Genomic DNA, 26,314 nt, shown 5'->3' with positions numbered 1-26,314 from the left:
GCCCAACTTCCCACCCGAGAGGACGAGCACCATGTGTGCGCACAACCCGCCGTGCCCCACGGCCATGGCTCCCGACAGGGAGGCCGCGCGACCCGTCGCGCACCGCCCTGAGCAGGGCTGGTGTGTTAACTGCACCTTCTTGAGGTCGTTGGGCACTGCGATGTCCGACTGCCCAAGGAGTTCTGTGTGACGTCGCATCTGCGCAACCAGCTGATGGAGGGGCGGGCTGTCCTGCCCCGCGTCGGCTCGGTCGTTCAGCTGGAGACCCAGCACCCGGCGTACGCCGTACTCGACCCCGCTGGAAGCCCGGTCGAGTCGGTGACGCCCTACCTGCGGGACCTCGCTCTGAACGACAACAGCCCAGCAACCAGCCGCAGTTACGCAAACGACCTGCTGCGGTGGTTCCGGTTCCTGTGGCTTTTGAACGTGACCTGGAACAAGGCAACGGAAGGGGAGGTGGCAGTGATAGTGGGATGGCTTCGTACGGCACCGAATCCGCAACGCCGCCGCACCCGGCCGGACGCGCCACAGCCCGGCTCGGTCAACCCCCGCACCGGCAAGCGATACCTCAAGGCCGGCTACGCCCCGTCGACGATCAACCACGCCCTGACCGTGGTGGCCAGCTTCTACGACTTCCACCGCGACCTGGGCAACGGGCCGTTGATGAATCCGGTGCCGGTTTCCGAGGCACGGCGTCGGGCTCTGGCCCACCGCAGTCCGGCAGAGGCCGTGCCGGCCTTCCGCCGCTCCCGTCTGCGTCAGCGTGTCCCGGCCACCGAGCCCCGGGCCATCCCGGACGCGATGTGGGACGAGTTCTTCGCGGCCATGAACCACGACCGGGACCGAGCCGCGGTGCTGCTCTACGTCTCCAGCGGGGCCCGCGCCTGCGAGCTGCTCGGCGTTACCCCGGCAGACGTCGACTGGCCGGCTCAGATCGTCTACGTCGTCTCCAAGGGCACGAAGCTGCGCGAGCCGATCCCGGCGAGCCCGCAGGCCCTGGTGGTGCTGGCCGCCTACCTCGACGCGATGGGCATGCCTGCCCCGCACGAGCCGGCCTTCCGCACCCGCCGAGGCCCGGACAAGCCGCTCACCTACTGGGCGATGCGGCGCGTCATCCAGCGGGCCAACGACCGGCTGGGTACGAACTGGAGCCTGCACGACCTGCGGCACACGGCGGCCGAGAGGATGGCGAACGACCCGAACCTGACCCTGGTCGAGGTCCGGGCCATCCTGCGGCACGCGGACCTGGCCACCACCGGCCGCTACCTGCACGCTCGCGTCGAGGACCTCTTCGACGCCCTCCAGGCGCACTACCAGCGCCCCCGCCTCCAGCCCACCATCGCCCCCGGCTACGACCCGGACGACTTCAAGGCGGTGTTCGGTGGCTGACCTCCAGACCTTCACCGCCCGCAACCGCCGCGTCGACTACGGCGGCGATGAGCCGTTCGTCCCCGCTCCCATCACGCGGTTCGCCGGCGCGGAGCTCAAGGCGGCACCGGCGCCGCTGCCCAGCACACCTCCCGGCCCCTTCGGGGACCTCTCCCGGGCCCCGGCCTCCGAGATCCTGCGCATCGTCGAGCGGATCACCAAGGGCTGGCCGAACCCGGGACGCCGGCGGACAGCCGTCCGGCGGGTCTTCTCCGTCCTGGAGGAGATGCCCGGCGACAGCTGGCAGGAAAGGTGGCAGGCCAGCGGCTTCGACGACGAAGGCGCCGAATCGCTACGCGTCCTCGCGCGCGAGGGGGACCGCGTTGACAGCGCAGATCTGATCGCCGGGATCAAGCTGGCGTTCTGCCTGCGGGTCATCCGGCCGTCGATCTCCGGCTTCCGCGCGAACAAGTTCCTGGACTACCCGCAGAGATTCCGCGAACTCCAACCCGATCCGTTGCTGGAGAAGTTCTTCGTCGCGGCCGACGCCTTCGACGTCCACCACATGCACCGCGTCCGGGCGAAGTTCGACCTGACAGCCGCCCTGACCACGGGTGGCATCGCGCTGGAGGACCTGACGCCATCGGCGCTGCTGCACTTCGGCATGGAGTGCAAGCGGCTCGGAGTGACCCACGGCAGCAAGGCAGGGGCGACCCGTTTCGCGGGCCTGGGCACCTGGCAGGTGCTGCACCAGATGGGCCACTTCCCGCCCGGCACCCCGCCGCCCCTGCGGGCCTACGTCTATCGCGGCCAGCTCACCGTCACCCAGCTCGTCGACCGCTACCCCATCCAGCACCAGGGCGTCCGCCAGCTGCTGATCGACTACCTGACCCGGCGCCGGGCCGGAACCGACTACACCACCATCACCGCTCTGACCCGCCAGCTCGCGAACACGTTCTGGGCCAAGATCGAGAGGATCAACCCGGGACAGCAGGACTTGGCGCTGAGCCCGGAGGTCTATGACCAGTGGCGCGAGGCCATCAAGCGGTGGGACCGCGACGAGCGCCGGACCCGCGCGGACGACTCCGGCATCCTCCTGGCCGTCCGCGCTCTCTATCTCGACCTGCACAGCTGGGCTATCGACGAGCCCGAGCAGTGGGCTCAGTGGGTCGTGCCCTGCCCGATCCGGCCGAAGGAGCTCAAGGGGTTCGCCAAGCGCAAGCGGGAGATCCACCAGCGGATGTCCGACCGAATCCGGGTCCGCCAGCCACTACTGCCCACCCTGGTCGCGCACGTCGAGGGCCGATACGAGCACCTGACGGGCCTGCTCAAGAAGGCCCGCGCGGTCGAGTTCGGAGAGCACTTCGAGCACGACGGGCACTCCTACCGGCGCACGGCCAGCGACCGCGATCGCACTTGGGCCAAGAGCCAGGACGAGCCGCCAGTCCGCGTCACCGATGAGGACGGGCAGGTCCTCAACGTCACGCTCACCGAGGACACCGCGTTCTGGGAGTGGGCTGGCCTGGAGATCCTGCGGCACAGCGGCATCCGCGTCGAGGAGCTCTGCGAGCTCACCCACCTGAGCATCCGCCAGTATCGGCGGCCGAACGACGAGGTCATCGCCCTGCTCGTCATCGCCCCGTCCAAGAGCGAGCGCGAGCGCGTCATCCCGATGTCCGCGGACCTGTTCCACGCGGTCGCCCAGATCATCCGTCGCCTCACCCCCGACGGCCGGCCGGTCCGCCTGCTCAACCGCTACGACCCGCACGAGAAGACCTGGTCAGAGCCCATGCCGTTCCTCATGCAACGGCAGAACGGCACACAGCGATCAGTGATCTCACCGACCACGTTCATCCACATGTTCGCCCGCAGCTGCGAGGAACTCGCCGAGAATCACCGGGCCTTCGCCGATATGACCTTCACGCCGCACGACTTCCGGCGGCTCTTCGCCACCGAGATCGTCAACGGCGGCCTGCCCATCCACATCGGCGCCGCCCTGCTCGGCCACCTGAACCTTCAGACCCTTCAGGGCTACGTCGCGGTCTTCGCCGAAGACATCGTCACCAACTACCAGCGGTTCCTTAACCACCGTCGCTCCCTCCGACCGGAGATCGAATACCCCGAGGTCACGCCCGAGGAATGGGCCGACTTCGAGGAGCACTTCGACAAGCGCAAGGTCGAACTCGGCAACTGCGCCCGCCCCTACGGCACCCCCTGCAACCACGAACACGCCTGCATCCGCTGCCCGATGCTCCAGGTCAACCCCAAGATGCTGCCCCGCCTCGCGGAGATCGAGAAAGACCTCCTCCTGCGCCGCAAGCGAGCCCAGGAGGAGCACTGGCTCGGCGAGGTCGAAGGCATCGACTCGACCCTGACCTTCCTCCGCGCCAAACAGGCTGAAGCCGCCCGCCTCACCAAGAGATCCGCCACCGACCTCGGCATCCCACGCCCACGTCCCGAGGGGACCCCATGAGCACCGTCCGAATGAACACGGCTGACAGCATCATGCGCTACCAGATCAGCACACCGCCGGCGGAGCCTCGCGCACGCTCGGCCGCGTCCTCGATGTTCCTCAAGCGTTCCGAGATCTGCCAGACGTACTCGGCGTGTGACTTCGCCGGATCGGTACGCGGGGCCACGACTTCAAGTTGGCTGCGGATCAAGGCACACTCGGCCAGAAATTCCGTCACCTGGTCCGGGAACACCTTCAAGTCACCGCTGGCCAGAGCCGGAAAGAAGCTCGCACCCAGTGAGCGAACGGCGTCGGACCCCCACACCGAAGTGCGCCAGCGTTCGAAGCCCGCAAGGTCCGAACTACCTTCCGGAACGTCCAGCACATTCACCTGGCCGTCCTCACCGACGACGAAAACATCCACGGACAAGCTCATGAGTCCAGTGGATCACGGCCAGACGACGGCGGTCCACGTGGTTCCTCCTGCGGCCCGGCCTTGGTCACCAGAGCCACTGACCACTCGATCGGCTGAAGTGCAGAGAAGGAGCCTGCTGTGCAACGGAGTGCTTGTCTTCGAGGACACCGGAGAGCTCCTCCCCGACGGCCGTATCGTCGCCCCCCACCGGCCGCTCGCGCTCAGGGTCGGAAGCGCGGAATGACGATCACCGCAGCCGACCTGGTCGTTCCGTACATCACCGCCCGTGAAGGCGAAGAGGCGGACTCCCTCCTCAACCTGAACGTACGCATCGGTCCTGACCGGCGCCCGCGGCTCGGGTACAAGGACGAGGCAGGGCCCGACCGAGATCTCCGCGGCGTGCTGTGGGCCCGGTACTCCATGTCACTCGGCTTCGCGGGACAGCCCACCGGGAACCCGAGGTGGCGGCTGGTGCACCCGCTCCGCCAGCGCATCACGATGGCGCTCCTGCGCTGCCAGGTGTGCACGGTCCCGCTGAAGCGTAGCGACGGCATCCTCTTCGTAGAGACGGCCGACGACGGCGACGACTACACCGGGCCGGTGAAGACCGCGCAGCCGCCGGTGTGTCTGGAGCACGCCCGGATGGCGGCCCGGCGGTGCCCCCGGCTCAGGAGCAAGGGACACGTCGCCCTGCTGGCCACGCGGTTCCCGCTCTACGGCGTCATCGGCACCCCGTACCAGTACACCGCCGACGGCATCCAGCCCCTCGCCGCCTCGGATGCTCCCCTGCCCTACAACCACCCCCAGATCGGCTGGTTCCTCGCCTCTCAGCTCGTACGCGAACTGCGGGACTACGAGGTCGTCAGCCTGGACGATCTTGTGCCCGCCGCATAGACGGCTGCTCGACGGTCCTGGGCAAAGGACCGGACTGTCGAGCGGCACCCCAGAGCTTCCCGGCCCGACCATCGGACCGGGATGGCCAGAACCTGAACCCATGGCGCAGCCCCGTCGCTACGCCACGGCCCTCAGTGCGCTGGCAAGCACCACCTGTCCTACACACCAACGAATCACCTGGAGTTGTTATGACGCGAATCGTCACCAAGAGCACCACCCAGGTCCAGGAGCCGACGGCCGGCGGCCAGTCGGACGGGTTCGACCTGAACATCTCCCTCCTGGAGGTGTCCGACGCGGCCGGGCTGACCGTTCTGACCGACGACGGGTGCGGCAGCTCCTGCGGTGCCTGCGTCACCTTCACCGACTGACCCTGACCGTCTGAACCCGGTCATCAGGTCATGAACCGCGGTCGGTGCTGTCGCGCTACTTGGCGCGTCGGCTCCGACCGCCCCTCCAGACGCACGAAGGGACACGTCACGTGGCTATACCCCCAGCGTTCAAGGCGGGCACGACCGCCCTGGTGCGCGCAGCCGCTCGACCGTCGGTGACCCAGCTTCCCCTACCGGACTTCGACGACCGGCCCTTCCGAGCCGAGGAGTTGGAGGAGGTCACCACCGGACGCCTCGCCTGGATTCGCAGCATCTGGCACGACCCGGGCATCGCACAGGCCCTCCGCCATGCCAGCCCGGCTCTCGCCGCCGAAGTCGAGGCCCTGGAGAGCGCTAGCTCCCCTTCTACCCGCGAAGTCCGCCGCGTTGGAGTGTCGGTGGCGCGCTACCTCCTGCGCGCGCTGCACCGGCCCACACCGTTCGGACTGTTCGCCGGAGTCACCACGGCCACCTTCGACGCCGAGCCCCACGCCCGCTGGGGCCAGAACCACGTGGTCGTGGCCCGCGCCGGTGCGGAGTGGGTGGGGAGGCTGATCGAGCAGTTAGAAAGGAGCGGAGAGCTGCTGCCGCTCCTGTCGGTCGTCGTCAACAACACCACCTTCGAGCGCGACGGCAGTCTCGTCGTCCCCTACCAGGACGACGGGCCGACTGGTCAGCGGCGAGCGGTCGAGGCGTCCGTCGAGCTGTCGTCGCCGGTCCGGCTTATCCTCCGCGCGGCTGACGCGCCGATCCGGATCGGGGAACTCGCCGAGAAGCTGATGGCCGAGTTCCCGGCCGTGGCCCCGGAGCGCGTCAAGCGGCTCCTCGCGGGCCTGGTGCGGCGGCGCGTGCTGATCACCAACCTCCACGCGCCGGCGACCGAGACCGACGCGCTCGGTCACCTCGTCACCCAGCTCGACGCGGTCCGTGCCGAGGACATTCGTCTCCTGGCACCCGTCGTCCGGGAGCTGCGCGCCGTCCACGCCGGGCTGGAGCAGTGCGGCACCACAGAGGGCCGGGACGCCGTAGCGACCCGGATGCGCGATCTGGTGCCGGGCCTCCGCCGTCACCCGCTCGCCCTGGACCTGTGCCTGGACGCCACCGTGGTGCTCCCCGATCTGGTCGCCCGCGAGGTCGAGCGCGCCGCCACGATCCTCACCCGTCTCTGCGCCCGCCCGTACGGTACCGAGCCGTGGAACGAGTACCACCAGCGGTTCTACGAGCGGTTCGGCGTCGGCACCATGGTGCCGCTTATGGAAGTTGTCGCAGACAGCGGCGTCGGCTACCCGGACGGGTACCCGGGCAGGCCGACCGGCGAAGGCCGCCGGCGCCTGTCGCCGCGGGACGACGTGCTGCTCCGCCTCGCCCAGGCCGCGGCGCTCGACGGCCGCGACGAGGTCGTGCTGACCGACGAGATCGTGGCCGCCCTGGACCGAGGCCCGCAGGAGCTGCGGATACCGTGCCACCTGGAGGTGGGCGTGCGGCTGCACGCGGCCACCCTCGCCGAAGTCCGCCGTGGGCGGTTCACCGTGGAGTTGACCAGCGTGTCACGCGGAGCCGGGGTTACCGCCGGACGCTTCCTCAGCGTCCTCCCGGCCACACAACGCGAGTGCCTGCGCGCGGAGTTGGCTGACCTACCCACGGCTGACGAGGGCACGGTGGCGGCGCAGCTTTCCTTCCCCGCGCTGCTGCCCGACACCGCCCACGTCACCCGAACCCCGCGCGTGCTGCCCCTGGTGATCAGCCTGCAAGAGCACCGAGCCCCCGACGCCACAGTGCTCTCGCCGGCGGATCTGGCGGTGGCGTGCGACGGGCGCCGGATGTACCTGGCGGCTCCGAGCCGCGGGCTGCGCGTCGAGGCCGTCGGCATGCATGCACTGAACCTTGCCGAGCACACCCCGCCCCTGGCGCGGTTGATCACCGAGGTGTCCCGGGCGCAGAACGCCCAGGTCACCCGGTTCGACTGGGGCGCCGCCGCAGCAATGCCGTTCCTCCCCCGCCTGCGGTACGGCCGCATCGTGCTGGTAGCAGCCCGCTGGAGGCTGGAGGCCGACGACCTCCCCGACCGCCGCTGCCCCGGCGCGGACTGGGACGCCGCGCTGTCCGGCTGGCGGGAGCGCCGACGCCTGCCGCAACACGTGCACCTCGTCCAGGACGACCGGCGCCTGCCGCTCGACCTCGATGAGCCCGGCCACCGGAGCCTGCTGCGCCAACACCTCGACCGCACCGGTACGGCGCTGCTGACGGAAGCCGCTCCGCCCGGGGCGGACGGCTGGAGCGGGGGCCGGGCCCACGAGATCGCGGTACCCCTCAAAGCGGTCCGGCCTCTGGCCTGGCCTGCGCTGCCCACGCCGACCACCGCCCGCGCGCTGTCCCCAGCCCAGATCCAGACGCCGGCCGCCTCGCCGGTGCTCCTCGTGGCCCTGTACGGCGACCCGCGGCGTCAAGACGCCCTGCTGACCCGGCACGTGCCCGACCTGATGCGGCGCCTCGGCTCTCCTCCCTGGTGGTACGTCCGCTTCCGCGACCCCCAGCAGCACCTTCGCCTGCGGATCGCGCTGCCCGACCCGGACGACTTCGCCGACACTACCCACACGGTCAGCGCCTGGGCCGACGAACTGCGGACCGCGGGGCTGCTGGCAGACCTGCGGTACCCCACCTCCTACCGCGAGACGGGCCGGTGGGGCTCCGGACCGGCATGGGACGCGGCCGAGGCCGTGTTCCGCGCGGACTCCCTGGCCACGGTGGCGCAGCTCGCCCAGCCCGTCCGGCCCGCGCAGCGCACGCTCGTGGCCGCGCACTTCTTCGCCATCGCCTCCGCCCTTCTCGGCGGCCCGGACACCGGCGCGCGCTGGCTGATCGACCACATCGAGCCGACCGCGCCCAATCCGGTCCCACGCTCGCAGTTCACCGACGCCGTGCGGCTGGCAGACCCACGCGGTGACTGGGCGGCCCTGCGGTCAGAGCCCGGCGGCCCCGCGATCGTGGACGCCTGGGCCGAGCGCACTGCTGCGCTCGCCACGTACAGGCCGCACCTGTCCGGCCCACACGCCGATGGCATCGCCGTGGACGGGGCGCTGACCTCCCTGCTGCACGTCCACTTCGTACGGCACATCGCGGTGGACTTCCCCGAGGAAGAGGTCTGCCTGTACCTGGCCCGCGCCGCCGCCCTGGCCTTCACCGCCCGCGCCAGGAGGCGACCGTGACCCACACCGCAGCCGCGGTGGCCACCGCGGTCGCCGACCGGCTCGCCCACCCCGACCAGGCGCCGACGGCGGTCACCGCCGACGACAACCGGCAGCACCTTGCCTACGGCCCGACCGGCATCGCTCTGCTGCACATCGAGCGCGCCGCGGCCGGGCTTGCCTCCTGGCAGCGCGCCCACGACTGGCTGTCCGCCGCGGCCCGCGAGCCCTTCACCAGCGGCCCAGACAGCCACCCCTTCTACGGCGCCCCGGCGCTCGCCCATGCCGTGGCGTGCGCAGCCGACCAGCTTCCGGACTCCTACCGGCGTGGCCTCGATGTGCTGGACCGGCAGGTGATGACGGACGCCCGGCGGCGGCTGGACGCCGCGCACCGCCGGATCGAGGCCGGGCAGCTTCCGGCGCTCGCCGAGTTCGACGCCATCCGGGGCCTGACCGGGTACGGCGCCTACCTGCTGCGCCGCGACCCGGCGGGCCCGGTGACCCGGGCCGTTCTCGACTACTGCGTGCGCCTGACCAACCCGGTCACTCACGACGGCGAACGCCTGCCGGGGTGGTGGGTACCGACCGGGCCGTCCGGCCGACCGGACGACCGCTTCCCCGGCGGGCACGCCAACCACGGTATGGCGCACGGCGTCGGCGCGGTCCTTGCGCTGCTGGCGCTCGCCACCCGCCGGGGCGCTACCGCCACCGGCCACCATCAGGCGATGCGCACCATCCTTGCCTGGCTGGAGCAGTGGAAGGCGCCCACCGGGCCCGGCACTGCCTGGCCGTACTGGATCACCCGCGAGGAACTGCGCAGCGGCCGGCCCGCGGCCGCGGCACCACGGCGGCCGAGCTGGTGCTACGGCACCGCGGGCTTGGCCCGTGCCCAGCAGCTCGCCGCGCTCGCTCTCGGCGACAGCGACCTCCAGGTCGAGGCCGAGGCCGCCCTGCTGAACGCGCTGAGCGACCGCGCGCAGCTTCGCGCCACCACGGACAGCGGCCTGTGCCACGGCTTCGCCGGTCTCGTCCACATCGCGGCATGCGTTGCCGCCGACGCAGACCATGCCACCGCCGGTCAACTCCGCGCCACCATCCCCGCCCTTCTCACCGTGCTGGTGCCGCCCGGCTCCGCCCCCGGCGACGCCGCCGCCCTGCTGCTGAAGGACGCGGCGGGCGCCGGTCTCCTCGACGGCGCCGCCGGAACCGCGCTGGGACTGCTCACTGCGGACAGCGCGGAGCCGCCCCGCACCGCCTGGGACGCCTGCCTGCTCACCGCCTGAACTCGACCGAAGGACTTCGCAATGCGCTCCGACCGCTGGCAGCAGCACAACATCTCCTTCCCTGACCGGGACACCGGGCGGCGCGCCGTCACCGACCGCCTCGCCCCGGCGCTGCTGGCGGCCGAGGCCGATGGGCAGCTCAGCGGCTGGTGGTTCATGAACAAGCAGCCCTGGCGCCTTCGGTACGTCGCCGACCAGCCGTCCCCGATCGTGCTGACTCTGCTGGACGAGTGGGTGGCCGACGGCACCGCGCAGTCCCACATGACCGGCATCTACGAGCCGGAGACCGAGGCGTTCGGCGGGGCGGACGCCATGACGGCCGCGCACGCCCTCTTCCACGAGGACAGCCGCCACCTGCTCACCTATCCCGTCAAGGACGGGCACCTGGGGCGGCGCGAGACCGCCATCCTGCTGATGAGCAGCCTGATGCGCGCCTCGGGTCTCGACTGGTTCGAGCAGGGTGACGTGTGGGCGAAGGTCTCCGCACTACGCCCCGGTGCCAGCACGCCCGCGTCCACGCGCCTGACCTCGGCGATGAGGAGCCTGATGACGACCGAGGCCCGCAGCCTGTGCCGCGAGCGCGGGCCGCTGGACGGCCACGCCGACTGGATCGCCGCCTTCGAGAGCGTCGGCACCACGCTCGCCTACCTCGCCGCCCAAGGCGACCTGACCCGTGGACTGCGCGCCGTCATCGCACACCACACCATCTTCCACGCCAACCGTGCCGGTCTGCCGTCCGCCGACCAGCACACCCTGTTCCACATCGCACGAGAGGCAGTCATGGGATCGAGTGAAAACACCGCGTCAGCAACAGGATCGGGCTCCGCGGCCCATAGCGTCAGTACGGTGAACACCGACACACTCACCGCCCCCGAGGCCGACGCCGAACAGCTCCGCAACGCCTTGGTGGACCAGATCCAGGCCGACGGCCACGCCAGCACCCCCGCGGTCGAAGCCGCCCTGCGCACCGTGCCCCGGCACCTGTTCGTCCCCGACACCCCGCTGGCCGACGCCTACGCCAACAACCCGGTCAACGTGAAGTACGACCCCGAGGGCACCTCGATCTCCTGCGCCTCCCAACCGGCGGTCGTCGCCCTCATGCTGGACCAGCTCGACGCCCAGCCAGGGGAGCGCATCCTCGAACTCGGCGCTGGCACCGGCTACAACGCTGCCCTGATCGGCCACCTCGTCGGCCCGAGCGGACACGTCACCACCATCGACGTCGATGACGACCTGGTCGAAGGCGCCCGAGCCCACCTCGCCGCCGCCGGCGCCACCAACGTCGAGGCCCTGACGCGCGACGGCGCCCTTGGCCACGCCGAAGGCGCCCCGTACGACCGGATCATCGCCACCGTTGGCGCGCACGGCATCCCCCACGCCTGGCTCGACCAGCTCGCCGAAGGCGGCCGACTCGTCACCCCGCAGCGACTCACGGGCAGCGTCTCGCGCTCCATCATCTACGTGAAGCGCGACGGCCGGTGGCAGTCGGTCGGCTCGGAGATGAACACCTTCATGCCGCTGCGCCGAGGTATCGCCGACGACGACCGCCGCGCCGTGCCGCTCAGCACGGACGGCGCCGTGCGCCTCCAGGCCCCGGCCGGCCTGGCGCTCGACGCCGACGCCCTTGCCGGTGTCCTTGACCAGCCGCGCGTCGAGGAGTGGACCGGGATGACGGTCCGCGCGGGGGAGTCCCCGGAGTGGATGGAGCTGTTCGTCTCCTGCGTCCTGCCATCCGGGCTGATCCGGATGCTCTTCCACCAGTCCGTCAAGGGCACGGTGCTCACCGATGACCCCTACCCCTCGGCCACGGCCGCCGTCGAGAAGGGCGCCGTCACCTATCTCGCACGGCGTCCCTCGGAGCAGAAGACCCCCGAGGGCGACAAGCTCTGGGAGTTCGGCGTCATCGGCCACGGCCCCGGGAGCGATGATCTGGCCGCCAAGGTCGCTGAGGCCGTCCGCACCTGGGACCGCGAGTACCGCGGCCGGGACGCAACCTTCGAGATCCTGCCGCTTGACGCGCCCGCGGACGAGCAGCCCGGTGTCTTCGTCCTCGGCACCCCGCTGAACCGCGTCCGCGTCACCTGGCAGTAGCTGATCCGCCTGCGTGGTGCCCGCCGACCGGCCGGCGGGCACCACGCGGCCCTTCCCCGCTCCTCGTCGTCTTCATCCCCGGGGGACCTCATGGACCTGAACGGACCCATAGCCCAGCGCTTTCCGCTCATCTACCGATTCCGACCCGCGTGCCTGCCCCTGCCCCGGCGCGTGCACGGCTTGGCCGAACTCGCCGACGCCGCAGCCGCAAAGGCTGACCAGGGCCTCGCCTCGGCCGTCTACAACCAGGCCGCCCTCATCGCCTCCGACCTCGGGCTGCCCGACCTCGCGCGGAAGATGTGCCACCAGCACGCCGCCGCCTACCTCCACGCCACCCCCCTGCCCGGCATGACCGCGATCCGCGCCCTCGAACCCGTGGTGAACCTCGCCCGCCTCCAGATCCGCGCGGGCGCCGCCGACGACGGGCGTCACCGTCTGCTGCACCTCTTCGACGCCGTCACCAACGGCACCAGCGCTCAGTTCGAGGGAGTCCACGTCCCGGCCGACCTCACCCTCACCGACACCGACCGCCACGAGGTGCGCACCTGGCTGTGGAAGGTAGTCCTGGCCGACGGCACCCGCACCCTGACCACGGCCGGCCGCTGGGCGGAGGCGCTGGCCCACATCGAGGAACACCGGGGCATCGGGCAGCGCATGCTGGACGGCCGCCAGGTCGCCTTCCTGGCCGCACTCAGCCACACCCCCACCGACGCCGCAGCGCTCATCACCATGACCACACCCGGAGAACGCTGGGAGAACGCCGTCACCGGCTGCCTCGACGTGATGTGCAAAAAGGCCCTTCGCGGCCCGGCCTTACCCCTCCTCGGCACGCTGGTCGAGGACTACGTCGAGCACCAACCCGACCAGGGCATGACCGTCTTCGACACGCGCCTCGGCCTGACGATTCTGGACCTGCTGGAGCCGCACCAGGAAGACGAAGCGCACCGGATGGTTGCAGAGCTCCACCGCCGGGCCGTCGTGGCGACCGACGGCTATGCCGCCCGCGAGTGCCTGGCTGACCACCGGTTCACCAGCCTCGCCGAGCCGCGCCAGGTCGAGGCGGCCCGACAGCTCGTCCGTGCATGCGCGCTGGGGAGGGGCAGCCTCCCCGAGCTCTGGGTCGCAAGGATGACAGAGGCGCTGCGGGGCAGCGACGAGGTGATCCGTGCCAGCGTCGGGCGATCCCACCCTCAGCAGGAAGGGACTGGTGCACAGGTTTGAGGTGTAGCGCTTGGGCAGCCAGAGCAGCCCACCCTGCACGGCGTCGAGCACCAGGGGAGCCAGGGGCGTGTGGCAACGCTCATCGTCGGTAGAGGGCTCTATGAGCGCCGAACTGAACAGGCAGGAGAAAGGCCAAACACACCACGGCCCGCGAGTTGGCTCGCCGATCACCACAACCTTTCTACGCTGGAGCACCATGAGGAAGGTCGCCATCGTCGGCTGCGGAGGTAGTGGCAAGTCCCACGTGGCCCGCGAGCTGGGCAGGATCCTCGACGCCCCGGTGACGCACCTGGACGCCGCGTTCTACGACGACGAGTGGAACGCGTTGCCCAGGGACAAGTTCACCGACGTGCAGCGCGAGCTGGTCTCGCAGCCGCGGTGGGTGATCGACGGCAACTACAACTCGACGCTGCAGGTACGGCTCGAAGCCTGCGACACGGTGGTCCTGATGGACGTGTCGACCGTGGCGGCCCTGTACGGGATCTTCTCCCGGCAGCTCCGGCACGGGGCCGGGCACAAGGGCAACGGAGTGCACAACCGCATCCACTGGGGCGTGATCAAGTACGTCGCCACGTACCGGCGCAAGATGCGACCCCGCGTGATGGCGAAGATCGAGGAGTTCGGCGCCGGCGCCAACGTGGTGCTGCTGGCCAACCGGCGCCAGACGCTCCGCTGGCTGCGGAAGGTGGCCGCCGAGCAGTCCTGACCGGCTCGCGCCCCGGTCAGGGGGGTGCGGGATGAACGAGCCCAACCCGTTCCTCTGTCGAGGAAGCGGCCGACCGCTGTTGCGCTCAGATGGGCCGCAGTACCTGATCAGGCTCTGCGGAAGCAGCCGCAGCGTACTCTGCGAAGTCCACGTTGCCGAGCGCCAGGTCCGCCTGGACGCCGTGTACCGCGGCGGGCACGGCTCGAAACTCACGGGGCTCCGGCGACTCGATGAGTTCCTGGTAATAGACGGGGTCGAGGCCACTCACGTCCTCCCAGAGTGTCGACAGAGCCAGCAACGCCCGCGCCGGCGACTTCATCGTGTCGCGGTCAGCGAGGAAGACGACAATCAGGTCCCCATCCACCACGGCGGCAAGAACCTCGTCGGGCGTGGCTCCTGACCAAGCGGGCGCTTCTACCAACTGCACTGTTGCGGCAATCTCACCGCCTGGCCCCCACGGGCGGTGCAACTCCCCAACCACCGCATTCCACGACTCGTCGTCGCTGAAGTCGGTCCTGATGACGAGAACGTCGAACAAGTCTCGTCCAATCTCAGGCAGCACTCGCGCAGGGCCCTCCGGCATCGTCATGCCCAGCACTCTCACACGCCGCACTGACATCCAGCCCCTGCGGGAGCGATCCAGAAGAAACGTCCTATTTCAGGACGGGAAGCGAGGCCAGACCGCGTACAAGACGGGCGTGCCGCCACTGAAGCTGGTCGGGCGGTACGGCGAGCCGGAGGCCCGGGAACCGTGTCAGTACCGCGCGCAGCGCGATTTCGGCCTCTGCCTTGGCCAGGGGAGCGCCGACGCAGCGGTGGATACCGTGCCCGAAGGCGAGGTGGCCGGCAGCGTCCCGGTTCGCATCGAGCTGGTCCGGTGACGGGAACCGTTCCGGGTCGCGGTTGGCGGCTCCGAGGGCGACCAGGACCGGTGCGCCTGTCGGGATGTCGGTGCCGCCGAGCGTGATGGCCTCCGTGGTGTACCGGAAGGTGGCCGTGCTGACGGGGGAGTCGAATCGAAGCAGCTCGTCCAGCACCGTAGGGATGTCGTCCGGGTTTTGGCGGAGGCGGTCGAGTTCGGCCGGGTGCTGGAGCAGGGAGAGGGTCGCGTTGCCGAGGAAGCTGGTGGTGGTCTCGTGGCCGGCCACGAGTAGGAGCACCGCGAGGGAGACCAGTTCCTCCTCACTGAGCCGGTCGTGGCCGTCGCGGGCCGAGATCAGGCGGTCGAGGAGCGATTTGGCGGGGTGTCGGCGCTTGGCGGCGATGAGGTCTGTCATGTAGTCGGCCAGGGAGTGCGAGGCCGCGTCGATGACCTCTGGCTGTCCGGCCGCGAACAGTTCGCCGGACCAGCGCTGGATGTCGGGCCGGTCTTCGTCCGGTACTCCGAGCAGTTCGCAAATCACGATGACGGGTAGCGGGACGGCCAAGCCGGTCACGAAGTCGAAGGGCTCACCGACAGGCCACTGGTCCAGCAGGTCGTCGGTGACCCTGGCGATGAACGGGCGCAGTTCCGCGACCGCCCCGGTCGTGAACGCCTTGGTGACCAGCTTGCGCAGCCGGGTGTGCTCGGGCGGGTCGCTCGACAGCATGTTGTGCGCCACCGCGGGGTGGAGGCGCCCCTTTGATTCCTTGCCCGCGAAGAACGCGGCGGTGTCCTTCGAGAGCCGGGCGTCGGCGAGTGCTTCCCGGGCTTCGGCGTATCCGGTGACCAGGTAGCTGAGGCGCCCGCCGGATCCGCCGGCTACGGCTTGTACGGGGCATGCCGAGCGCATGGCCGCGTAAGTGGGGTAGGGGTCTTGGAGATAGCGGGGGTCCTGAGTCGGGTCGGTCATGTCTTCAGGTTCCAATCGTTCATGGCCGGCCGTCGACGCCGACACGCCCGACGTGGGCGTAGGCGTCGGCCACCAGGAGGAGCCACTGTGTGTCGGCCCGAAGATCCTCGCGGGCGGCGGCGTCTACCGACGGAGGTGCGACTTCGTCCGCGTACCGGCCAGCCTTCGAGTCTGCCAGTGCAGCTCGAACCACAGCCGCCTCCACAGCGGCGGCGCCCTGCTCGGTAGCGGTGTGGAAGTTCGACGCCGCGCTCTCCTGCACCCTGCGCGACCGGTACGGCCGGAGGGCGAGGATGCCGTCGCTGATCTCGATGACGCGCCGCTGCAGTCGGAAGTCGGAGTCGTCGGAGATGCCTTCGACGTCCTCGGCCGGCGACAGGACGATCTGCGGCATCGCGGTTGACAGGTCCTGCCAGAGGGGGCGGAGCGTCTCGAAGGACCGGGTTTCCCAGCGACGACGGCGGGCTTGGTTGATCGGGTAGAGGACAGCAGGCCACGTGAGGCCGAGACAGATCAGCAGGACGGCGAGCGCCGGCGAGGTGACGCTGAAGGCGCACGTCGAGGTCACGAGCGATGAGCACTGCGCGTGCGTTTCGTCGCCCAGTCCCAGACCGAGGCCGACGACGCGTGTCAGCTTGTAGACGACGTAGACGAGAGCGAACACGCAGCCTGCCGCGGCCACCCGCAAACCGCCCCGGATGCTGTCGCGCCGAGCCGCCTTCGACTGGCGTACGGCCTGCATCAGGAAGTCGACTACGGAGAACCCCAGGAAGGAAATGTAGGGGAGTAGGTAGAGCGCGTAGACCTGCGGAGAACGAGCTGTCAGCTGCTCGTAGACGAACAGCGCGGTCATAATGACGACCGACGCGGTGAGCAGGGCGAGGCGGACCCTGATGCGCCGCCGCGCCTCGTAGGGTTCGAGGTTGAGCAGGAAGGAAACGGCCAGGACCGCTGTGGCGGCACCCAGAGAAGCGCAGTTACTCAGCAGTCGGCCGACGTGCGGCACGATCGACTCCGCGACGTTTCTGAACAGCGGCGCATAGGAGGCGAAGGCCATGGCGAAGGAGCCGAGAAGCGCGCCCATGGCCGACGTACCGGTCGGGCGGGGCCTTCCGCGTCCGAGCACCCAGTAGCCGGCTATCGACGCGAGCAGCAACGCCATCCCTAGGAAGACAGCATTCGTCATGCGCGGAAGCCGCCTCTCCTGATGGGCTGGGTGAAGAGGGCTTCCCAGCTGTCCGGGCCCCTCTCGGGGCGGTGCGAAGGGGCCTCGCGTTCGCGGTAGATGCGTTGGCGGACGACCGTCGCCATCATCTCCGCCTCGCGCTCGTCAGCAGTCGAGTAACTCGTCCGCCCGGACATACGCATCACCAGCGTCGGGTTGACTCCCAGGGAGCGGGCCGTGTCCGCGTTGACCTCCAGGCTTCCCGGATGGTCGCAGTACACGTGGCACAGCTCGTGCGTGAGGATGTGCCGCTGGTGGTGGACGGACGTGCCCTCCTCGTAGAAGAGGAGATCGGCGTCCGGGGTCTCGATTCTCATTCCGCACGGCGCATCGATCGCGCCGAGCGTGCTCAGCGGCTGCAGGACGATGGGCTTCCCGCGAAGCTCGGCTATGGCCTCGCTCAACTGGCGGGTGGTGAATCGGTGCGGCAGACGTAGGAGGTTGATCTGCTCTTCGCACGATGCGCGCAGTCGACGCGTGTCGACTTCTGGCAAGGACACGGTGCTCCCCTTCGGCCTCGGCGGGGCGTCAACTTGTGGGTGGACGGAAGCCCCGAGGATGCCAAGAGAACGCAGGAACTCACGCTTCCTGGAAGTGGCAGTTCCGATTACGCATGGTGACTGGCGGAGGGGGTGAGCCTTCCCGGTCACCCCCTCCTCGCCGTTGGCCGGAAACGTAGGGGGCCGGTGATTCGGGCGCGAGGCGGTTCGCACTCTGAGTAGTTGATTACTTGATTATCCGTTATGTCTGACTACGCTGAATGACTGAACCATGATCGACCGGATGGGAGGTTGGGCGCTCTATGGCGCATGTCACCCAGTGAGCGCATCCTAGGCTCGCCCTTATGGGCGTGCGGGGCGGGCGGGTCGCGGGTGGCGAAGGTGATGGCGAGTCGCTGCCTGAGCTGTTGCAATCGTGGCGTCGGCGGGTGAATCCCGATGAGATCCCCGGGCTGACCTCTCCGGGCCGTAGGGCGAAGGGTCTGACACAGCGTGACGTGGCTCGGCTGACCGGGGTGAGTGAGCGCTGGTACGGGGCGCTGGAGCGGGGCATGGAAGCCAAGTACTCCGCTGACTTTCTCGATCGACTCTCGTCGGTGCTGGGTCTGAGTCGCGCCGAGCGCGACGCCCTATACCTGATGGCGCTGGGTCATCCGCCGGTGGTCGCCGCGGTTCCGGAGGCCGATGCGGCGGCGGAGATGGACGAGGTGCTGCAGCGCTTTCTGGACGGCCAGGCCCCCGATCCCGCCTTCGTGACGGACCTCGCCTGGAACGTGATCGGGTACAACGAGCCGCTGCTGGACTGGTTTCCGTGGGCGGCTCACCAGGCGAACCAGATGCGGTGGGCCTTTCTCAGTCCGGAGGCCCGCGAGCAGCTTGTGAACTGGGAGCAGGACTGGGCTCGCTCCTACCTAGGGCAGATCCGCTACGAGCGCGCCCGCCATCCGGACCACGAAGCGCTGCGACAGCTGGAGCGCGACATCCTCACGAGTTCCCCGGCCGCACGGCAGATGTGGGACCGCCGCGAGGTGGTCGAACACGCCGACGGAGACCTGCGCAGGCTTCGACTTCCCCACCATCGGGGCCGAGAAGTCGGCGTGCGGATCATGGCCCTGCGGCCCATGCGCAGCGACCTCCTCCGGGTGATCGTGCTGATGGAAACCGACTCTGAACCTGTCGAGACGTGATCGACGGGAGCGGTACGCGCTGCTCTGTGTGCGGCCAAGCCCTTACTTGTCGTCGAGCAGTCCCGACGCTTCCGACTCGTCGGGCATTCCTTCCAGTCTTCGGGCCTGGTCGATCACGGTGTTCACCATGTTCAGGCTCGAAGCGCTGAGGCCGTTCGCGCGCAGAGCGACCCGGCGCACCCCCTGGTCGCGCATGGCGGCGACCAACTGGATCTCGGCACGCTGGCGTTCCGCCTCCTCCTCGTCGAAGAAATAGCCCGGGTTCACGCCGAAGAAACCGGCCAACGCGCGGATGGTCTGCATCTTCGGGTTCGAGTTGGTGCCGGTGCGGAGCTGCTGGATGGCGCTCGCGGAGATGGTGACGCCGGAGGTGTCACGGATGCCCTGAGAGACCTCCGCGTAGGTGTAAGGGCCGCGGCCCTTCGGGTGCACCTCTCGGAACAGGTAGTCGAGCAACTCCGAGAAGGTGCGCTCGCGCGATTCGGTCATCCCCAGATCTCCGTCATTGCGGCCATCATATCCACCTCAGTGGTGATCATGGTTACCCAGGTCCAGTGTCTCGCCATTGCAGTTGACGGCATGGCGTAACTGCAATGTACGTTGTCCATCGAAAACATCCATTGCAGTGTTCCACTGCTGGTGGGGGCTGGTCTATAGAAGCTGGACTTGGGCCGAGGGTCGCCCTATGGTCCTGGTGCCCACAGGCGGAGATCACTGGCCGACGGAACAGCCGGGAGGGGAAGGAGACGAGCACCCGCGGGTCATGACGACCGCAGGGTGCACAGGGGTGGATGAGACCGGCGCCCGGGAGCTACCAACTCCCGAGCACCGGGCCGACACCCCGAGGGGTACCGATCCACATCTCGCGGGCGGCGGGGCTTTTGCACGAGAACCGCCGCACCGCGTTCCTACGAACAACGGAGTATCACATGCTCGCCACGCCGAGCGTCAACCCAGCCTGCCCGGATACCCAACGACAGCACCGTCTCGCTGCTCAGCTCGCAGAGATGATCCCGGGCGCGGCCACGATCCGAGTCAGCCTCACCGACCCGAGCCGGGCGTGGCCCCACCCGCGTGCCGCTATCCGGGACGAGGGCGGGAAGGCCCTGGAGGTGAGCCGGACGACGGCGACGGTCGCCGCCCGCTGGATCCTGCGGGTCTGGCCGGAGGCGGACTGGACCCGGCCGCACACCTTCGACATCCAGCGCGCCGCCCTCACTTGCAGCGACCTGATCGCCGCCGGTCGGAGCCGCTGACATGGCCCGGATACGCACCATCAAGCCGGAGGCGTTCTTCTCCGAGTCGCTCGCCGAAGTGAGCGTGGAGGCCGAGCGGACCTTCTTCGGCCTCCTCACGCAGGCCGACGACCACGGACGGCACCGCGACAACGCCGCGATCATCGCTGGGCTCCTGTGGCCCCTGCGCGCCGAGCACACCTCGGTCCACGTCGAGGACGATCTCCACCAGCTCGCGAGCGCCGGCCTGATCTGCCGGTACACCGGCTGCGACGGCCGCCGCTACCTCCACATCGTGACCTGGTCCGAGCACCAGAAGATCGACAAACCGAGCCAGTCCCGCCTGCCATCGTGCCCGCAGCACCAGGCTGCCGGCCGGTGCGGCCCCTGCAAGGGCAACTGCACCAAGCAGACCGAGGGCTCGCCCACCACTCCCGGAGGACTCGCCGAGACCTCGCCGAACGCTCCCCGACCCCTCGATCTGCCCGCCCAGGCCACCTCGACGTCTCCCGGGCACGCGATTGTGTCCCCGGCCGACCGGCAGGCAGCCACCGATCACCTGGTCGACGTCCCTGGCGGCTCCCGATCGGAAACCCCAGGTCAGGAGGCATTCCCCGAGGACTCCTCGAACCTTCCCCGAAGCCTGCCCGAAGGCTCGGCGCCTGGATCTAGGATCTTGGATCCTGGATCTCTTGTCCCTACGGGGCGCACAGCGCCCGCAGCCGGCATCTCCGCCAAGGACCTCGTCGGGGAGTACGTCGCCGGGTGCGACCAGCGCCCCCCGAGCGACGTGATCGGGCACCTCGGTCGGATCATCAAGAAGCTCCTGGACGAGGGCATCGCTCCGGTGCACATCCGAGCCGGGCTGGCGAATTTCACGGCGAACCCGAAGCACCCGAGCGTGCTGACCAGCATGGTCAACGAGGCGATGAACGCTCGCTCCGGCGGTTTGGCGCGGCCGGGAATGCGGCCTAACGTGCCCGCCCACCAGGCGTGGACCAACCCGGTCAACGCTTCCGCCGCCTACGCCGAGGAGCTGTGATGCACACCCGTCACCGCGAACCGCAGCTCCTCGGCAGCGAAGCCACCCTGGAGCGCATGGCCAGGATCCTGGCCGCCCGCAACATCGACCCGGCCTCCGCCACGCTCCCCGACGACGCCGAGCCCTTCTCCCCGCTGGACGCCCTGTTGGCCGGGATGCCCCCGCGCTACCAGGCGGCTGTCGCCGACCACCCCACGGTCCTGGACTGGGTCCGGAAGGTCACCGAGGCAGCCGTCGCCCCCAGCCGAGGAGCCCGTCGACAGGTCACCACCGGACCTAGCCTGCTGATGGCCGGAGTCGTCGGCGCGGGCAAGACACACCAGGCGTACGGCGCAGTCCGAGCGCTGGTGCAGAGCGGCGTCGGTGTTCGCTGGCGCGCGACCACCGCTGCCGACCTCTACGCCGATCTCCGCCCCCGGCCCGGGGTCGACAGCGAGCGGGAACTGGCGGCGGTCAGCCGCTGCCCGCTGCTGATCATCGACGACCTCGGCGCGGCCAAGGCCAGCGAGTGGGTCGAGGAAGTTACGTACCGGCTGATCAACCGGCGGTACAACTACGAACTCCCCACGCTGATCACCACCAACCTGGCGATCAAGGACCTCCGCTCCTACCTCGGGGACCGCGTCGCCAGCAGGCTCGCGCAGATGACCACCCGAGTCGAGTTCGAGGCCGTCGACCGCAGACGCCACAGCGCCGCCGCCTGACCCTCCACAGGCCACCCCGCCGGACCGCGCCCCCGCCGCGCCGCCCCGGGCACCTGCCGCCAGCGCACCTCTCCGCCGACGCCCCTGCGCGCGGAGAGCGATCGGAGCACCCCGCATGACAAGCACGATGAACAGCCCTGCCCGCCACCGCCAGCTCGGCGACCACACCTGGCAGGCCGACGCCGTCTGCCAGAGCACGGAGTACAACCCGGTGGACCCCGAAGCCTTCTTCCCCGAGCCCGACGAGACCGCCAAGATCGCCACGGCCAAGGCCCTGTGCGGCCAGTGCCCGGTGCGCCGCACCTGCCTGGATGCCGCCCTGGAGAGCGGCACCACCGACGGTATCCGTGGCGGACTCACCGAGGAGGAGCGGCGGCCACTGCACGAGAAGATCGCGCACCGCCTCGACTACAGCCGCGTCAACGACACCATCGGCGGACGCGACATCCACCTCACCAAGGCCGAGCGCCGCGCAGTCGTCTACGCCGCCTTCCGCCACGGGGTAAGCGAGCAGCGCCTGGCCTGGCTTCTGAAGATCACCGAAGAGCACGCCCAGAAGCTCTACCGCGAGACCCGCCGGGCCTTGCGCAACCGAGACCTGAACCAGACAGCGAAGACCGCTTCGCCACCCGACGACAGCGGCGAGCACCTGAACCGTGACGACTTCGGGACGGCGGCATGAACACCAGGAGGCTGGCGAAGCCAGCGCACGTATCCGGCTGGGATCGCGCGGCCGTCGTTGCCCTCGGGGGCGCGGGATGCGCGCTGTCGTACGACGCCCTACAGCAGATGGCCGTCGCCATCCACATCCGGGGCTTCCTCACCTTCGCCTTTCCCCTGGTGATCGACGGGTTCATCGCCTACGGCATCCGAGCCCTCCTGGTCCTGCGCGACGCACCGCTGCGCGCTCGGCTCTACGTCTGGACGCTCTTCGGTACGGCCACCGCCGCCAGCATCTGGGCCAACGCACTCCACGCGGTTCGCATCAACCAGGACACGGTCGCCGGCACCGGCCTCCGGCTCGGTAACGCGGTGGTCGCGGTGCTCTCCACCATCGCCCCGCTCGCACTGGCCGGAGCGGTCCACCTCTACATCCTCATTGCCCGGGGCCCGGTCAAGGACACTGACCGGCAGAACCTCGGTCAGCCCGGTCACCTCGGTCAGACCGATCGGGGCGACGCCATCGAGGTCACCCGGACCGACCGAGCCGGTCAGCAGCGGTCAGCGGCCGGTCAGGTCAAGTCCGGTCAGTCGGTCACCGCTCTGACCGACCGGCTGCCGCTGTCCCCGACCGACGAGGACACCGCCACCCGGTCAGCGACCGGAGACTCGGCCCCGGCCACCAGCGGCCAGTCGGTCACCGACCACCGCAACCGGAGCCACGGTGCCCCTGACCTGCCGGGACAGGCGGACAAGGGGCGGACGGTCGCTGACCGCCCCGACAGTGCGGCCCCGGTCGGTGATGGCCAGGGCAGCCCGGCGGCGGTCAGTGCCCCGCCGGTCACCTCGCCGCCGGTCACTGACCGGGCCGCTCGGCCGACTGGTGACCGGCGTCCTGACCCAGACACCGAGGAGCTGCTGAAGATCGCCCGGTCGGCGGTCAGGGCCGAGGACAAACTGACCCGCAAGGTGGTCGCCCAGGCGATCCGAGGTCAGCAGATCCCGCTGTCCAGCGACACCCTGACCGCGCTGATGGCCCAGCTGCGCGAGCAGCACCGCCAGCCGGTCACCTCCTCCCGGCCCTGACCGAACCTCCACGGAGTGGGTGACCAAGCCGGTCACCCCGGCCGGTCACCCGCTCCGCATGTCTCCGAGACACCCCGCCACAGCAGAAGCGGAGAGCACCCGATGCGCACTCACCCGGCCACGCCCGCCGAAGTCGACTCCTGGCTGACCGTCCTGCACCAGCACGGACACCTCCACCGCGCCCAGTCCGGCCCCGACACCACCTGGATCGTGCAACGCGAGCAGCACGACCGGCCCTGGACCCTGCACCACCCCGTCCTGGCCATGGACTGGATCGAGGAACTCGTCCGCGAAATCCAGCAGCAGGACCCGGAGATGAGCCGGTGAACACCAACGACCCGGTGGCCACCCCCGCTGGACAGCAGCGTGACCCCACCACGGCTCCTGGCGGAGCAAGCTATCGCGTACGACGGTCCTACGGCCCGTCGTACGCACTTGCCCCCGCCCAGGAGGGCGGGGGAAGCCCGGCTGGTCCCCGAGCGAGGGCGCACGGGGACCAGCCGGGCAACCGGCACCAGGGGGCGCCGGTCACCGGGGGAGAAGCAGATGACCCTGCCGACCGCGAGCAGCCGAGCCCGAGCACGCCCGCCTTCCCCGACCGCACCCCGCGCCGCCGTAGCCGCAACCCGAGCGAGCGCGCCCGCAAGACGACCACCCGCCTCTCCGACACCGAGAAAGCCGAGATCACCGACGCCGCCACCCAGCGCGGCGTCACCGTCGCCCGCTTCCTCGCCACCGCCGGCCTGAGCGCCGCCCGCGGACGCGCCGCCGTGCACAGCAACGACCAGCTCGACACCGCCATCGACGAACTCGCCGCTCTACGCACCGCGCTGGCCCGGATCGGCAACAACATCAACCAGATCGCCTTCGTCCTCAACAGCGGTGGCCAGCCGCGCGCCGGTGAACTCGAACACGCGCTGGGCACGCTGACCGGACTTCTCGCCCGCGTCGATGACGCGGCGAACGACCTGGTGACCCGGCGGCTGTGATGGTTCCCGACATCGGACGCGGCTCCCGCACCCACGGCCTCCTCGTCTACCTGTACGGCCCCGGACGGCGCGAGGAGCACACCGACGCGCACCTCGTCGGCTCCTGGGACGGCTTCGCCCCCGACCCCGGCCGCGACACCGGCCTCGACCCCGACCCGAAGGTCACCCTCGCCCGGCTCACCGCCGCCCTGGACCTGCGGGTCAAGCAGGCCGGCGACCGCGCGCCCGCCAAGCACGTCTGGCACTGTTCGGTCCGTACCGCCCCCGGGGACCGGCGGCTGGACGACGAGGAGTGGAACGCCGTCGCCCAGCGCATCGTCCACGCCACCGGCATCTCCCCGGCCGGAGACCCCGACGGTTGCCGGTGGATCGCCGTCCGCCACGCGGAGGACCACATCCACATCGTCGCCACCCTCGTACGCGGCGACCTGCGCAACCCGCGCCTGAACTACGACTTCAACAAGGCCCAGGCCGAATGCCGCCGCATCGAGAAGGAGATGGGCCTGCGGCGCCTGAACGCCGGCGACGGAACCGCAGCGAAGAATCCCAGCAGCGCCGAGAAGTTCAAGGCCGAGCGCACCGGCCGCCCGGAGACCTCGCGCGAGACGCTCCGTGAGGCCGTTCGTCGAGCCGTGGCGGGAGCGGATTCGGAAGAGGAGTTCTTCACGCGGCTCCGAGAGGCGGGGGTGCGGGTGAAGCTGCGGCACGCTCCGTCCGGTGACGCGCTCGGCTACAACGTGGCCCTGCCCGGCGACCGCAACCGCGACGGAGACCCGGTCTGGTACCCCGGCTCCAAACTGGCCCCCGACCTCTCCCTTCCGAAGATCCGCCTACGCCTCACCGACGGGGCCGCCGAGCCGAGCGCGCCCGCGGTCGCCGCTGACCGGACGAACTGGTCACCGCCCGCCCGTCAACGACGCAACGCAGTCGTCATCGCCGAGCGCTCGGTCACGCTCCTGGAACGCGACGAGGACGGCGAGGCCGCCGCCCAGCTTGTCGGCGTCGGAGAACTCCTCGACGCGGTGGCCCAGACCTCACCGGCCACCACCCGCGCCGAGCTGGCCGCCGCAGCTCGCGCCTTCGAGCGGGCGACCCGCAGTCATGTCCGCGCCGAACGCGCCGACACCCGGGCTCTCCGCTCAGCCGCCCGGGGCATTGTCCAGGCCGGCGGGGCGCTCGGCCGAGGCGAGGACGGCGGCACCACCGCCATGCTCGTCTCCACCCTCGTCCTGGTCACCCTCGCCGCCGCCCGCTGGCACTCCGCTCGCGGACACGCTCAGCAGGCCCACGCCTCCCGACAAGCCGCCGCGCACCTGCGCACCGCCTACCGGCAGGCCGCCGCCACGCCGATGCGAGTGCTGCACGACCAAGGTCGGGCCCTTCCAGAAGCCCAGCGCCGCACGCACGAAGCCACCCTTCGCGCCGTCCTGCCGGAGAAGGTCGTACGGGCAGGGGGCATGGAAGCGAGGACCGACGCCTTGGTCGCCACCCTCGCCCAGGCCGAGCGGGCGGGCCACGACTCCGAAGCCCTCCTGCGCCAGGCCATCGACATGCGCGAACTCGAAAGCGCCGATGACGTGAGCGACGTCCTGGTCTGGCGCCTGCGGCGCATCGCCCAGCTCCCGGCACACCCGGGTGACGGTGCCCGTCGTCCGCAGGCCGCCACCCGCCAGGCCACCACGCCGAGCAACCGCACCAGTGAACGAAACACAACGGCAGCCGCACCGCTCGGGACTGTTCAAGACCCAAACCGCCGCTCGTCACGTCGCTGACCAGGTCGAACCGGTAGTCGACCACCGACCGAGCGGACGCTGCGAAATGTATGGACAGCCGGTTCCACCGGCTGTTACGGATGAAGACAGGACCGACAA

General features: G+C 70.0%; 26 protein-coding genes. 20 read left to right on the top strand and 6 right to left on the bottom strand.

The annotated features are described in order from the left end of the window. Window positions 1-31 precede the first annotated feature (31 nt). Genes OG609_RS46125 through OG609_RS09125 form a run of 3 tightly spaced genes read left to right on the top strand, consistent with a single transcriptional unit; the run spans window position 32 to window position 3,841 of the window. Window positions 32-190 (top strand): DUF5999 family protein, encoded by a 159-nt coding sequence (locus OG609_RS46125; protein WP_389904472.1) that lies wholly within the window; start codon window positions 32-34, stop codon window positions 188-190. Continuing rightward, complete coding sequence (locus OG609_RS09130) at window positions 187-1,389, top strand: tyrosine-type recombinase/integrase (RefSeq protein ID WP_327272352.1); 1,203 nt, start codon at window positions 187-189, stop codon at window positions 1,387-1,389. The genes OG609_RS46125 and OG609_RS09130 overlap by 4 nt, the downstream gene beginning before the upstream one ends. Next, window positions 1,382-3,841, top strand: coding sequence for a tyrosine-type recombinase/integrase (locus OG609_RS09125; protein ID WP_327272351.1), 2,460 nt, complete (start codon window positions 1,382-1,384; stop codon window positions 3,839-3,841). The genes OG609_RS09130 and OG609_RS09125 overlap by 8 nt, the downstream gene beginning before the upstream one ends. Before the next feature lie 37 nt (window positions 3,842-3,878). On the opposite strand, the gene OG609_RS09120 is transcribed toward OG609_RS09125, so the two are convergent. Continuing rightward, the gene (locus OG609_RS09120) at window positions 3,879-4,211 is read right to left on the bottom strand and encodes a hypothetical protein (protein WP_327272350.1); all 333 of its coding nucleotides are present in this window, start codon (window positions 4,209-4,211) and stop codon (window positions 3,879-3,881) included. Window positions 4,212-4,254: 43 nt separating this feature from the next. Between OG609_RS09120 and OG609_RS09115 the strand changes: the two genes are divergently transcribed. From OG609_RS09115 to OG609_RS09080, 8 genes are all read left to right on the top strand, one after another. Continuing rightward, the gene (locus OG609_RS09115; protein WP_327272349.1) at window positions 4,255-4,479 is read left to right on the top strand and encodes a DUF5999 family protein; all 225 of its coding nucleotides are present in this window, start codon (window positions 4,255-4,257) and stop codon (window positions 4,477-4,479) included. Further along, window positions 4,476-5,129, top strand: a complete 654-nt coding sequence (locus OG609_RS09110) for a hypothetical protein (RefSeq protein ID WP_327272348.1) — start codon at window positions 4,476-4,478, stop codon at window positions 5,127-5,129. Before OG609_RS09115 ends, OG609_RS09110 begins: the two co-directional genes overlap by 4 nt. Before the next feature lie 188 nt (window positions 5,130-5,317). Further along, entirely contained in the window at window positions 5,318-5,497 is a 180-nt protein-coding gene (locus OG609_RS09105; protein ID WP_327272347.1) for an FxLD family lanthipeptide, read from the top strand. A 110-nt stretch (window positions 5,498-5,607) separates the two neighbouring features. Then, window positions 5,608-8,703, top strand: a complete 3,096-nt coding sequence (locus OG609_RS09100; protein ID WP_327272346.1) for a lantibiotic dehydratase — start codon at window positions 5,608-5,610, stop codon at window positions 8,701-8,703. After that, window positions 8,700-9,965 (top strand): lanthionine synthetase C family protein, encoded by a 1,266-nt coding sequence (locus tag OG609_RS09095; protein ID WP_327272345.1) that lies wholly within the window; start codon window positions 8,700-8,702, stop codon window positions 9,963-9,965. Before OG609_RS09100 ends, OG609_RS09095 begins: the two co-directional genes overlap by 4 nt. Before the next feature lie 21 nt (window positions 9,966-9,986). Next, window positions 9,987-12,056 (top strand): methyltransferase, FxLD system, encoded by a 2,070-nt coding sequence (gene fxlM, locus OG609_RS09090; RefSeq protein WP_327272344.1) that lies wholly within the window; start codon window positions 9,987-9,989, stop codon window positions 12,054-12,056. Window positions 12,057-12,146: 90 nt separating this feature from the next. Then, complete coding sequence (locus OG609_RS09085) at window positions 12,147-13,277, top strand: hypothetical protein (protein ID WP_327272343.1); 1,131 nt, start codon at window positions 12,147-12,149, stop codon at window positions 13,275-13,277. 196 nt (window positions 13,278-13,473) lie between these two features. Continuing rightward, window positions 13,474-13,983 carry a topology modulation protein gene (locus OG609_RS09080; RefSeq protein WP_327272342.1) on the top strand — a complete coding sequence of 170 codons (510 nt, stop codon included), beginning with the start codon at window positions 13,474-13,476 and terminating at the stop codon, window positions 13,981-13,983. Between the two features lie 85 nt (window positions 13,984-14,068). Here OG609_RS09080 and OG609_RS09075 read toward each other — a convergent pair whose 3' ends face one another. The 4 genes from OG609_RS09075 to OG609_RS09060 all read right to left on the bottom strand — a co-directional run bounded on the left by OG609_RS09075 (window position 14,069) and on the right by OG609_RS09060 (window position 17,540). After that, entirely contained in the window at window positions 14,069-14,572 is a 504-nt protein-coding gene (locus OG609_RS09075) for a DUF6924 domain-containing protein (RefSeq protein WP_327272341.1), read from the bottom strand. A gap of 64 nt (window positions 14,573-14,636) precedes the next feature. After that, a complete protein-coding gene (locus OG609_RS09070) occupies window positions 14,637-15,815 on the bottom strand; it encodes a cytochrome P450 family protein (RefSeq protein ID WP_327272340.1) in 1,179 nt (392 codons plus the stop codon). A 19-nt stretch (window positions 15,816-15,834) separates the two neighbouring features. Further along, window positions 15,835-17,001, bottom strand: coding sequence for an MAB_1171c family putative transporter (locus tag OG609_RS09065; RefSeq protein ID WP_327272339.1), 1,167 nt, complete (start codon window positions 16,999-17,001; stop codon window positions 15,835-15,837). Next, the gene (locus OG609_RS09060) at window positions 16,998-17,540 is read right to left on the bottom strand and encodes a regulator component (protein WP_327272338.1); all 543 of its coding nucleotides are present in this window, start codon (window positions 17,538-17,540) and stop codon (window positions 16,998-17,000) included. The genes OG609_RS09065 and OG609_RS09060 overlap by 4 nt, the downstream gene beginning before the upstream one ends. Window positions 17,541-17,884: 344 nt before the next feature. Between OG609_RS09060 and OG609_RS09055 the strand changes: the two genes are divergently transcribed. Further along, the gene (locus tag OG609_RS09055) at window positions 17,885-18,727 is read left to right on the top strand and encodes an MmyB family transcriptional regulator (protein ID WP_405668214.1); all 843 of its coding nucleotides are present in this window, start codon (window positions 17,885-17,887) and stop codon (window positions 18,725-18,727) included. A gap of 42 nt (window positions 18,728-18,769) precedes the next feature. Here the strand turns inward: OG609_RS09055 and OG609_RS09050 are convergent, their stop codons facing one another. Then, complete coding sequence (locus tag OG609_RS09050) at window positions 18,770-19,216, bottom strand: Secondary metabolite protein (RefSeq protein ID WP_093798523.1); 447 nt, start codon at window positions 19,214-19,216, stop codon at window positions 18,770-18,772. Between the two features lie 440 nt (window positions 19,217-19,656). Between OG609_RS09050 and OG609_RS09045 the strand changes: the two genes are divergently transcribed. From OG609_RS09045 to OG609_RS09010, 8 genes are all read left to right on the top strand, one after another. Continuing rightward, window positions 19,657-19,983, top strand: coding sequence for a transcriptional regulator (locus OG609_RS09045; RefSeq protein ID WP_327272337.1), 327 nt, complete (start codon window positions 19,657-19,659; stop codon window positions 19,981-19,983). Between the two features lies 1 nt (window position 19,984). After that, window positions 19,985-21,004: a hypothetical protein gene (locus OG609_RS09040; RefSeq protein WP_327272336.1), complete on the top strand. Its 1,020-nt coding sequence runs from the start codon at window positions 19,985-19,987 to the stop codon at window positions 21,002-21,004. Continuing rightward, window positions 21,004-21,708: an ATP-binding protein gene (locus OG609_RS09035; protein WP_327272335.1), complete on the top strand. Its 705-nt coding sequence runs from the start codon at window positions 21,004-21,006 to the stop codon at window positions 21,706-21,708. The genes OG609_RS09040 and OG609_RS09035 overlap by 1 nt, the downstream gene beginning before the upstream one ends. A gap of 115 nt (window positions 21,709-21,823) precedes the next feature. Beyond that, window positions 21,824-22,390 (top strand): WhiB family transcriptional regulator, encoded by a 567-nt coding sequence (locus tag OG609_RS09030; protein WP_040025632.1) that lies wholly within the window; start codon window positions 21,824-21,826, stop codon window positions 22,388-22,390. Next, window positions 22,387-23,454, top strand: coding sequence for a DUF2637 domain-containing protein (locus OG609_RS09025; RefSeq protein WP_040025634.1), 1,068 nt, complete (start codon window positions 22,387-22,389; stop codon window positions 23,452-23,454). Before OG609_RS09030 ends, OG609_RS09025 begins: the two co-directional genes overlap by 4 nt. A gap of 102 nt (window positions 23,455-23,556) precedes the next feature. Next, complete coding sequence (locus OG609_RS09020) at window positions 23,557-23,781, top strand: hypothetical protein (protein ID WP_327272334.1); 225 nt, start codon at window positions 23,557-23,559, stop codon at window positions 23,779-23,781. Next, window positions 23,778-24,443, top strand: a complete 666-nt coding sequence (locus OG609_RS09015) for a MobC family plasmid mobilization relaxosome protein (protein WP_040025635.1) — start codon at window positions 23,778-23,780, stop codon at window positions 24,441-24,443. The genes OG609_RS09020 and OG609_RS09015 overlap by 4 nt, the downstream gene beginning before the upstream one ends. Then, entirely contained in the window at window positions 24,443-26,215 is a 1,773-nt protein-coding gene (locus OG609_RS09010; protein WP_327272333.1) for a relaxase/mobilization nuclease domain-containing protein, read from the top strand. Before OG609_RS09015 ends, OG609_RS09010 begins: the two co-directional genes overlap by 1 nt. Window positions 26,216-26,314 lie beyond the last annotated feature (99 nt).

The organism is Streptomyces sp. NBC_01224, assembly GCF_036002945.1.
Lineage (GTDB): Bacteria > Actinomycetota > Actinomycetes > Streptomycetales > Streptomycetaceae > Streptomyces.
Note: the sequence above shows the minus strand (reverse complement) of the source record. Positions and strands in the feature narration are given on the sequence as shown.